Source organism: Sinomonas cellulolyticus, from assembly GCF_014656475.1.
Classification (GTDB): Bacteria; Actinomycetota; Actinomycetes; order Actinomycetales; family Micrococcaceae; genus Sinomonas; species Sinomonas cellulolyticus.
The window spans coordinates 261,527-269,315 of record NZ_BNCM01000006.1 but is presented as its reverse complement, the minus strand read 5'-3'; the positions used below and the strand labels follow the sequence as shown (position 1 = coordinate 269,315).

General features: G+C 68.8%; 10 protein-coding genes. 3 read left to right on the top strand and 7 right to left on the bottom strand.

Translation table 11 applies throughout. The annotated features are described in order from the left end of the window. Positions 1 to 741 precede the first annotated feature (741 nt). The 5 genes from rpsN to IE231_RS10160 form a co-directional block, all read right to left on the bottom strand. A complete protein-coding gene (rpsN, locus tag IE231_RS10180) occupies positions 742 to 1,047 on the bottom strand; it encodes a 30S ribosomal protein S14 (protein ID WP_189693824.1) in 306 nt (101 codons plus the stop codon). Between the two features lie 3 nt (positions 1,048 to 1,050). Continuing rightward, positions 1,051 to 1,221 carry a 50S ribosomal protein L33 gene (rpmG, locus tag IE231_RS10175; protein WP_043122011.1) on the bottom strand — a complete coding sequence of 57 codons (171 nt, stop codon included), beginning with the start codon at positions 1,219 to 1,221 and terminating at the stop codon, positions 1,051 to 1,053. After that, positions 1,221 to 1,457: a 50S ribosomal protein L28 gene (gene rpmB / locus IE231_RS10170; RefSeq protein WP_189693823.1), complete on the bottom strand. Its 237-nt coding sequence runs from the start codon at positions 1,455 to 1,457 to the stop codon at positions 1,221 to 1,223. The genes rpmG and rpmB overlap by 1 nt, the downstream gene beginning before the upstream one ends. 262 nt (positions 1,458 to 1,719) lie before the next feature. Beyond that, positions 1,720 to 2,166 (bottom strand): SRPBCC family protein, encoded by a 447-nt coding sequence (locus IE231_RS10165; protein WP_189693822.1) that lies wholly within the window; start codon positions 2,164 to 2,166, stop codon positions 1,720 to 1,722. Beyond that, complete coding sequence (locus tag IE231_RS10160) at positions 2,159 to 2,500, bottom strand: ArsR/SmtB family transcription factor (protein ID WP_189693821.1); 342 nt, start codon at positions 2,498 to 2,500, stop codon at positions 2,159 to 2,161. The genes IE231_RS10165 and IE231_RS10160 overlap by 8 nt, the downstream gene beginning before the upstream one ends. A gap of 136 nt (positions 2,501 to 2,636) precedes the next feature. On the opposite strand from IE231_RS10160, the gene IE231_RS10155 reads away from it, so the two are divergent. Continuing rightward, positions 2,637 to 3,281 (top strand): NADPH-dependent F420 reductase, encoded by a 645-nt coding sequence (locus tag IE231_RS10155; RefSeq protein ID WP_189693820.1) that lies wholly within the window; start codon positions 2,637 to 2,639, stop codon positions 3,279 to 3,281. Positions 3,282 to 3,369: 88 nt separating this feature from the next. Here the strand turns inward: IE231_RS10155 and IE231_RS10150 are convergent, their stop codons facing one another. Together IE231_RS10150 and IE231_RS10145 are read right to left on the bottom strand one after the other, a co-directional pair. Continuing rightward, a complete protein-coding gene (locus tag IE231_RS10150; RefSeq protein ID WP_189693819.1) occupies positions 3,370 to 3,849 on the bottom strand; it encodes an SRPBCC family protein in 480 nt (159 codons plus the stop codon). Between the two features lie 43 nt (positions 3,850 to 3,892). Beyond that, complete coding sequence (locus tag IE231_RS10145; protein ID WP_189693818.1) at positions 3,893 to 4,738, bottom strand: esterase/lipase family protein; 846 nt, start codon at positions 4,736 to 4,738, stop codon at positions 3,893 to 3,895. Positions 4,739 to 4,931: 193 nt separating this feature from the next. Between IE231_RS10145 and IE231_RS10140 the strand changes: the two genes are divergently transcribed. Both IE231_RS10140 and IE231_RS10135 read left to right on the top strand, forming a co-directional pair. Next, positions 4,932 to 5,735 carry an alpha/beta fold hydrolase gene (locus IE231_RS10140; RefSeq protein ID WP_189693817.1) on the top strand — a complete coding sequence of 268 codons (804 nt, stop codon included), beginning with the start codon at positions 4,932 to 4,934 and terminating at the stop codon, positions 5,733 to 5,735. Between the two features lie 71 nt (positions 5,736 to 5,806). Further along, the gene (locus tag IE231_RS10135) at positions 5,807 to 7,789 is read left to right on the top strand and encodes an acyl-CoA dehydrogenase family protein (protein ID WP_189693816.1); all 1,983 of its coding nucleotides are present in this window, start codon (positions 5,807 to 5,809) and stop codon (positions 7,787 to 7,789) included.

The window sequence follows — 7,789 nt, the reverse complement described above, 5'->3', positions numbered from 1 at the left end:
TCATCCTGAGCCAGGATCAAACTCTCCGTCAAAAAACACGCCAACCCCCCACCCCAGGAAAATAAGGCGAAGGGCCAGCAGAAAACGATCCGGCATCAAAAACCACCCAGCAACGCACACAGGGGCGCACGCAACCAGGCAACAGACACCAAAAAAATGGCATCAACAAAACTTGGCACACTATTGAGTTCTCAAACAACAAACAACTTCCGGTATGCTGCTGGCCCTCGGCCCTCAGCCCGTCCCGGAGCAACTTCTCAAAGCTACCAGAGTCTCTCTTGCAGTGCAAATTCCGTGTCTGGAATCCGCGGTGCTCGAGGTTCTCTGCCCCACCGATTCAGGACGCGTGTCAGCGTGTCCGTTTCCGGTTGTTGAGAAGGGGTTTGGCCGCCGTTCCGTCCGCGTTCCCGCGGCCGCTCCCGGCGACTCAGAAGACATTACAGGGATTCAGGGGCGCCAGCAAATCGAGTGTGACGCCCGGGCGTGTCGAGTTCGCGCGCCCGTGCATGTCCTCGGCAGAACGAGCGGGCATCGAGCCTGCCCAGGAGATCCTCCGAATACAGCGCCGCGGAACGGTGGCTGGTGGCCGGGCCCGGATGCTGACGGAACGCGGCCCCGAGAGCCAGGCGGCGACGTCGTGCGCTTCGGCTCGCTCATCCAGCCCCGGCGCGCGATGGACCCGCCGGATACGCCGAAGGGCGGCACCCCAGCGGGGTGCCGCCCTTCGGACGGGTCTGGTGCTTACCAGGACGACTTGGTGACGCCCGGGAGCTCGCCCTTGTGCGCCATGTCGCGGAAGCGCACGCGGGAGATGCCGAACTTCTGGAACGTGCCGCGGGGGCGGCCGTCGATCTGGTCGCGGTTGCGGACGCGGACCGGCGATGCGTTGCGGGGGAGCTTCTGCAGACCCACGCGCGCGGCCTCGCGGGCCTCGTCCGTCGCGTTCTCGTCGACGAGGGTCTTCTTCAGCTCGGCACGCTTCGCGGCGTAGCGCTCGACGATGACCTTGCGCTGCTCGTTGCGGGCAATCTTGGACTTCTTGGCCATGTCTTAGCGCTCCTCTCGGAAGTCGACGTGCTTGCGGACCACCGGATCGTACTTCTTCATGACGAGACGATCGGGGTCGTTGCGGCGGTTCTTGCGGGTCACGTAGGTGTAGCCCGTGCCGGCGGTGGACTTGAGCTTGATGATCGGACGTGCGTCCTTGTCCTTCTTGGCCATCAGAGCTTCACACCCTTCGCAAGCAGCTCGGCGACAACCGAGTCGATGCCGCGCACGTCAATGGTCCGGATGCCGCGGGCCGACAGCGTCAGGGTGACGTTGCGGCGCAGGGACGGGACCCAGTAGCGCTTCTTCTGGATGTTCGGATCGAACCGACGCTTGGTGCGGCGGTGCGAGTGGGAAATGCTGTGACCGAACGAGGGCGATGCCCCGGTCACCTGGCAATGCGCTGCCATGTTCGCTCCTCCAAGGTGTAGTCAAACAGTTGCAGTAAAAATGGCGGTCCGCATAGGCGTCCCGCCACCTCGATGCACCGTTCGTCCTGCAGCTTTCCGGAGGGTGAACCAGGCGGGGTGAGAGCCAGCCGAAGTTCCCTCGCCGCGGTTAGACGGTGACTTCAGTGCCGAGAAGTGGACTCCACTACATACGACAGCCTTAAATACTATGCGCCGCGCCCGGACGCCGCAAATCAACTGGCACATCGGCGACCCTCGGGGTCTACCCCTGCACCACTTCCCTGAGCCGGGGCACGATCCGGCCGGCCCAGCCGCTGCCCATGATGGTACGCGCCATCTGGTCACCGGGGTGATCCGCGCGGTAGCCGGACTGGACCACGGTAAGGCGCGTGCCGCCGTCGTGCGCCTCGAGCGAGAAGGTGACGGTCGTGGCCATGTCGTTCTCCGCAGACTCGTCCGCCCAGGAGATGGCGAGCAGTTCCGGCTCCCGGAGCTCAAGCACCTCGCAAGCAATGACGCCCGAGAAGCGTGCGGCCGGGACGGGTTCCGTGCGGAAGTGGAACCGGTGCCCCACCTCGGGGGCGAAGTCGTTGGGCATGAGCCACTGGGCGAGCAGTTCCCGAGTGGTGAGGGCTCTCCACACGGCCGGCGGCGACTGCGGGAGGAAGTCCTCCACGCGCACTTCGGTGAGGTCTGCAGTGTCAGTCATGGTCCTGTTCCTTCTCGAGTAGGGCTGCCAGTCGCGGTAGCCGGCCGCGCCAGAACTGCTCGTACGGCTCCAGCCAGTCGCGGAGCAGCTGGAGCGGCTCGGGCGTGAGGGAGTAGTAGCGGTTCCGGCCCGCCTGCCGCTCCTGAACGAGGCCGACGCCGCGGAGCACCCTGAGGTGCTCGGCGACGCTCGGGCGCGCCATCTCGTAGCGGTCCGCGAGCGCCTGCGCGGTCTGCGCACCGTCGAGGAGCGCGGCCAAGAGGTCGCGGCGCACCGGGTGCCCGAGCGCGGCGAACACGTGGTCCGTAGGCGTTTCCTTCTGCTGGCGGGGCACTCGCCAAGTTTAGGTAGGAAAATTCCTACACGTCAAGGAGGTGGGCGAGGGATGCGAAGAGGGGGGAATACATCCGGTCACGCATCAGTTGTAGCTTCAAGTAAGGGTTGAAATGGATATCGGAAGGCAGACCAGAATGAGCGACATCACCATCATCGGCACCGGCAACATGGCCCGTGGGCTCGCGTCCCGCGCTGTTGCAGCGGGCAAGAGCGTCCAGCTGCTGGCCCACGAGGACAAGGCCAAGGCGGAGGCCCTCGCCTCCGAGCTCGGCGGCACCTTCACCACCGGCGTGGTGGGCGACCCGATCGACGGCTCCATCGTCATCCCCGCGATCTACTTCGACGCCGCCAAGAAGGTTGCGACCGAGTACGGCGACTCCCTCGCCGGCAAGGTCTGGGTGGACATCACCAACCCGGTCGACTTCTCGACCTTCGACGGCCTGGCCGTCCCCGCCGGCACGTCCGCCGCGGAGGAGCTCCAGAAGGCCACCCCGGCCAAGGTCGTCAAGGCGTTCAACACCACGTTCGGCGGCACCCTCGTCTCCGGCAGCGTCTCGGGCCAGCAGCTCGACGTGCTCATTGCCGGCGACGACGAGAACGCCGTCAAGGCCGTCTCCGAGTTCGCCTCTGACGCCAGCCTCAACCCCGTCCAGGTGGGACCGCTGCGCCGCGCCCAGCAGCTCGAGCAGACCGGCTTCCTCAACATCCTGCTCTCCGCCAACGACTCCCTGCCGGAGTACCAGTGGAACTCGGCCCTGAAGTTCCTCCCGGCGGTCTGAGCCGAACCGACATCACCCGCACCTGACGAAGGGGACCACACCGAGTGTGGTCCCCTTCGTCGTGTTGAGGCCGGCCGACTCCGCCCGTCTACGCCTCGCCCTCGGCGAGGGCCGCCAGGCGGTCAACAGACGCGCGGAGCTTGTCCGCCGTCGTCGCACGGGCCCGCGGGAGCCGCTGCGGGTCCTCCAGCCGGGTCCAGTCATAGGTGTGCCGCACGAGGGTGGCGTCCTCGCCCCGAGGCTCGAGCTCCCAGCGCCAGAGCTGGCCGATCGGCGGCGCGCCCTCCTCGGCGGGCATCCACGCGATCAGCCTCCCCTCCTCGAACTCGACCACGTGGTTCTCGCGGACCGCGCCCTTCGTGAGGATCATGCGGAACACGTCGCCCACGGCCCGGACCCGCTGGCCCTGAGGTGCCTCGCGCAGGTTGTCGTTGCCGTCCCACCGCGGCTGGGCGGCGGGATCTGCGATGAGTTCGAAGAGGGCCTCGCTCGGCGCGTTGACCACGCGCTCGGCGCTCACCACACGGGATTCAGGATCGCGGGGTCCAGCCGCTGTGGGATCAGTCATTCCGTCAGTCAACCACTCGGGGGACGCCGCGGCCACCGGCGCGCTACACGCAGACCGGACGGAACGCGGGATCGGCGGGGCCGCCCTGGAGGAGCGCGTTGGAGACCAGGGCCCAGACGTTCGGGTCATTGGGAGACTGGTCGTGCTCGATGGTATCGAGCGGGCAGTAGTCCTGGAGCACGAGGTTCGTGACCTGCTTCGAGGACCCCGCGAGGGCCTGGCTCGTGTACGGCGTCACGACCTCGTCATACCGGGTCGAGATCACCGTATAGGCGGGACCGGGGACGGTGTCCCCGATGGAGTTGAGCTGGGCCACGAACTCTGAGCCGGCGTACTGGTCGGCGCACGCCTGGCACGCCGTGCTCGTGGCAGTGGTGTCGAGGATCATCCCCGCAGGCGACGGCGCGATGAGGCCTTGGGTGCCGTGGCTCGACGGCGCGATGCCGATGAGCTGGTGCACGTACTTGGCCCCGCCGAGGAAGCCCATGTAGTAGCGCGGCATCATGCCGCCCTGGCTGTGCCCCACGAGGTCCACCTGCTTGGCGCCCGTCGCGCCGAGAACCGAGGAGACGAAGTCGCCCAGCTCGGCCGCGGAGTCCCTTACGGGGCCGCTCGCCGGCACACCGTTGACCACGCCGTAGTTCAGCGAGAAGACGCAGTAGCCCTGGTCCTTGAGGACGGGCGAGAACAAGGACCAGTTCTTCGCCATGGTCTCGAAGGTGCCGGGCACGAGGACCACGGGGTAGGGGTGCGCGGCGGACGGCTTGCAGGTCCAGTCATTGGCGCCTGGCGGATCCGGCGAGACCGAGTCGGCCTGGGCGGGGGCGGCCGCGAGGCCCACGGCCAGAAGCGCGACGGAGAGCAAGGTGGTCAGTCGGAAACGGCGCATCGGCGTCCTCCTGTCTTGATACCGCGGGCCCCGTTGGCCGCGGACAAGAAGTTACTCTCAAGTAGGAACGCGTCGGAGGGCAAGAGTGATCCACGTCATATGCACATTCGTGCAATCCCGGTGCGTAGTGCGCTCTCGCTTCCGCGCGACACCTTGGGCGCAGCTGCACATCCTTGCCGCTTAGGGTTGGCGCATGAACGCCCCGGAGCTCCCTTTCCTCCTCCTGCACGGCTGGGCCTGTCCAACCATCACGTGGACGCCTGTCGCCGCAAGGCTCCGCGCACTCGGCCACAGCGTCGAGATTCCGCCGCTGCTCGGCTATGGACCGCTGCTCGGCTACGGACAGGCCGGCACCATGAGGGACGCAGTGCGGGATGAGGCGGACTGGACGCTGGAGGCGGCCGCGCACGACGCCGCACGCCTCCTCGAGCGCCTCGGCTCGCCCGCGGTCGTGGCGGGCCACTCCTTGGGCGGGTCCGTGGCGGCAACCCTCGCGATCCTCCGGCCCGAGCTCGTGGCGGCGGTCGCGTTCGTCGGCATGGTGCCCGTGGCCCCGAGCGCAACCACGGCGAGGCGGCTCGGCCGGCTCTTCCTCGAGGCCGCCGGACCGCCCTCGCGAGAGGCCGTCGAGACGTGCCTCGCGGCCTGGTACGGCGGCCGCGCCACCGATCCGGCACTCGCCGCGGAACTCGAGGCCGCATTCGGGGTGCCCGCGCCCGTGCTGCGCGGTTCGCTGCGTGCCGCGCTGTCCGGTGTGGCGCCGGCGGTGACCGAGCAGCTGGCGGCGCCGGTCGGCGTCGTCCTCGGGGCGGGCGACCGGACCCGGCCGCCCGAGGAGGTCGAGCGGATCCTCGCGGAACACCCGGACTGGACGCCCACGGTCGTCCCCGGCGCGGGCCACATGGTGCAATGGGAGGCACCGGACGAGTGCGCGGACGCCCTTGCCGCCCTCGCGGGCCGGATCCCCGGACCAAGGACGACCCCTACCCGCCAGTAGGTACTCGGCGTACCATGAACTCACAGCTGAAGGGTCACCACCCGAGGCGGCCCTGGACGAGGGGAGCCGCCATGAGCACGGACACCGACCCGACCACCGCCACTCCTGCGGCCGCTCCCCCCACTGCCGATCCCACTTGGGACGAATCCCGTGCTGTGGCCGAGGCCAGCCGTCAGAAGGACTGGGAGCGGCCGAGCTTCGCGAAGGCCCTCTACCTCGGCGACTTCCAGTGGGACCTCATGCATCCCGTCCCCGAGACGGACACCGAGGACGCGGCTCGGGGCGAGGCATTCCTCGCCCGCCTCCGCGAGGCCCTGGCGGGAATGGACGGAGGGCGCATCGAGGCCGACGACCGCATCCCCGACGACTACCTCCGCACTCTGGCCGGGATCGGTGCCTTCGGGATGAAGATCCCCACCACGTACGGGGGCCTCGGACTTCCGCTCGCCTACTATGGGCGCGCCCTCATGCTCATCGGCTCGGTGCACCCCTCCCTCGGCGCGCTCCTGTCCGCGCACCAGTCGATCGGCGTACCGGAGCCCGTGAAGATGTTCGGCTCCGAGGAGCAGAAGAAGGAGTACCTCCCCCGCTGCGCGGCCGGCGCGGTCACCGCGTTCCTGCTGACGGAGCCCGATGTGGGCTCCGACCCCGCACGGCTCACCACCACGGCCACGTTGGCCGAGGACGGCGAGAGCTACATCCTCGACGGGTCCAAGCTCTGGACCACGAACGGGGTGATCGCCGAGCTCGTGGTCATCATGGCGAAGGTCCTCCCCCACGGGGCTGCTGGTGATCTTCCGGCGGGCAAGGGTGGAATCACGGCCTTCGTGGTCGAGATGGACTCGCCCGGGATCACGGTCGAGAACCGCAACTCGTTCATGGGCCTCAAGGGGCTCGAGAACGGCGTGACCCGGTTCGACCGGGTCCGCGTGCCCGCAGCCAACCGCGTGGGCCGCGAGGGCCAGGGACTCAAGATCGCCCTCACCACACTCAACACCGGGCGCCTCTCGATCCCGGCCCTGTGCGCCGGCGGCGGCAAGTGGTCGCTCAAGATCGCCCGCGAATGGTCCGCGGCCCGCGTCCAGTGGGGGCGCCCGATCGGCGAGCACGAGGCGGTGGCCACGAAGATCGCCTTCATCGCCGCCACGGCCTTCGCGCTCGAGGCGGTGTTCGAGGTCTCGGCCTCGCTCGCGGACGCCGGCATGAAGGACGTGCGCATCGAAGCGGCGCTCGCCAAGCTGTGGTCGTCCGAGATGGCGTACACCGTGGCGGACGAGCTCCTGCAGATCCGCGGAGGCCGAGGCTACGAGACCGCCGCGTCGCTGCAGGCGCGCGGGGAACGCGGGGTGCCGGCAGAGCAGCTCGTGAGGGACCTGCGCATCAACCGGATCTTCGAAGGCTCCACCGAGATCATGCGCCTGCTCATTGCCCGCGAGGCCGTCGACGCGCACCTCGCCGCCGCCGGCAACCTGGCCCGCGCGGACGCGACGCTCGCGGAGAAGGCCAAGGCAGCCAAGGACGCCTCGGGCTTCTACGCCAAGTGGCTGCCCAAGCTGCTGGCCGGCGAGGGGAACGATCCCCGCGCCTACCGGGAGTTCGGCACGCTCGCCAAGCACCTGCGCTACGTCGAACGCGCCTCGCGGCGGCTGGCCCGGCACACGTTCGCAGGAATGGGCCGCTGGCAGGCCGCCCTCGAGCACCGCCAGGCGTTCCTGGGCCGGATCGTGGACATCGGTGCCGAGCTGTTCGCGATGGCGGCCTCGTGCGCCTGGTCCGAGCACCTGCGCGCCACAGGCGCCGACGGCGCGGACTCGGCCCGCGACCTCGCCGAGGCGTTCTGCGAGCAGTCCCGGCGGAGGATCGAGGTCCTGTTCGACGCGCTGTGGGACAACACGGACGACGCCGACCGCCGCCTCGCGCGCCGCGTCCTCGCCGGAGAGTTCACCTGGCTGGAGGCCGGGGTGATCGACCAGTCGGAGGGAACGGGACCGTGGATCGCACCCCACCCCGAGGGGCCGAGCACCAAGGAGGACCGGCACCGCAGCGTCCCCTGA

What these genes read in the sequence shown, in the direction of transcription:
- IE231_RS10145 (WP_189693818.1), bottom strand. Translation starts at nt 4,738, where the DNA reads ATGCGCCGTTTCCGACTGACCACCTTGCTCTCCGTCGCGCTTCTGGCC.
- IE231_RS10165 (WP_189693822.1), bottom strand. Translation starts at nt 2,166, where the DNA reads ATGACTGACACTGCAGACCTCACCGAAGTGCGCGTGGAGGACTTCCTC.
- IE231_RS10150 (WP_189693819.1), bottom strand. Translation starts at nt 3,849, where the DNA reads ATGACTGATCCCACAGCGGCTGGACCCCGCGATCCTGAATCCCGTGTG.
- IE231_RS10155 (WP_189693820.1), top strand. Translation starts at nt 2,637, where the DNA reads ATGAGCGACATCACCATCATCGGCACCGGCAACATGGCCCGTGGGCTC.
- IE231_RS10140 (WP_189693817.1), top strand. Translation starts at nt 4,932, where the DNA reads ATGAACGCCCCGGAGCTCCCTTTCCTCCTCCTGCACGGCTGGGCCTGT.
- IE231_RS10135 (WP_189693816.1), top strand. Translation starts at nt 5,807, where the DNA reads ATGAGCACGGACACCGACCCGACCACCGCCACTCCTGCGGCCGCTCCC.
- rpmB (WP_189693823.1), bottom strand. Translation starts at nt 1,457, where the DNA reads ATGGCAGCGCATTGCCAGGTGACCGGGGCATCGCCCTCGTTCGGTCAC.
- rpmG (WP_043122011.1), bottom strand. Translation starts at nt 1,221, where the DNA reads ATGGCCAAGAAGGACAAGGACGCACGTCCGATCATCAAGCTCAAGTCC.
- rpsN (WP_189693824.1), bottom strand. Translation starts at nt 1,047, where the DNA reads ATGGCCAAGAAGTCCAAGATTGCCCGCAACGAGCAGCGCAAGGTCATC.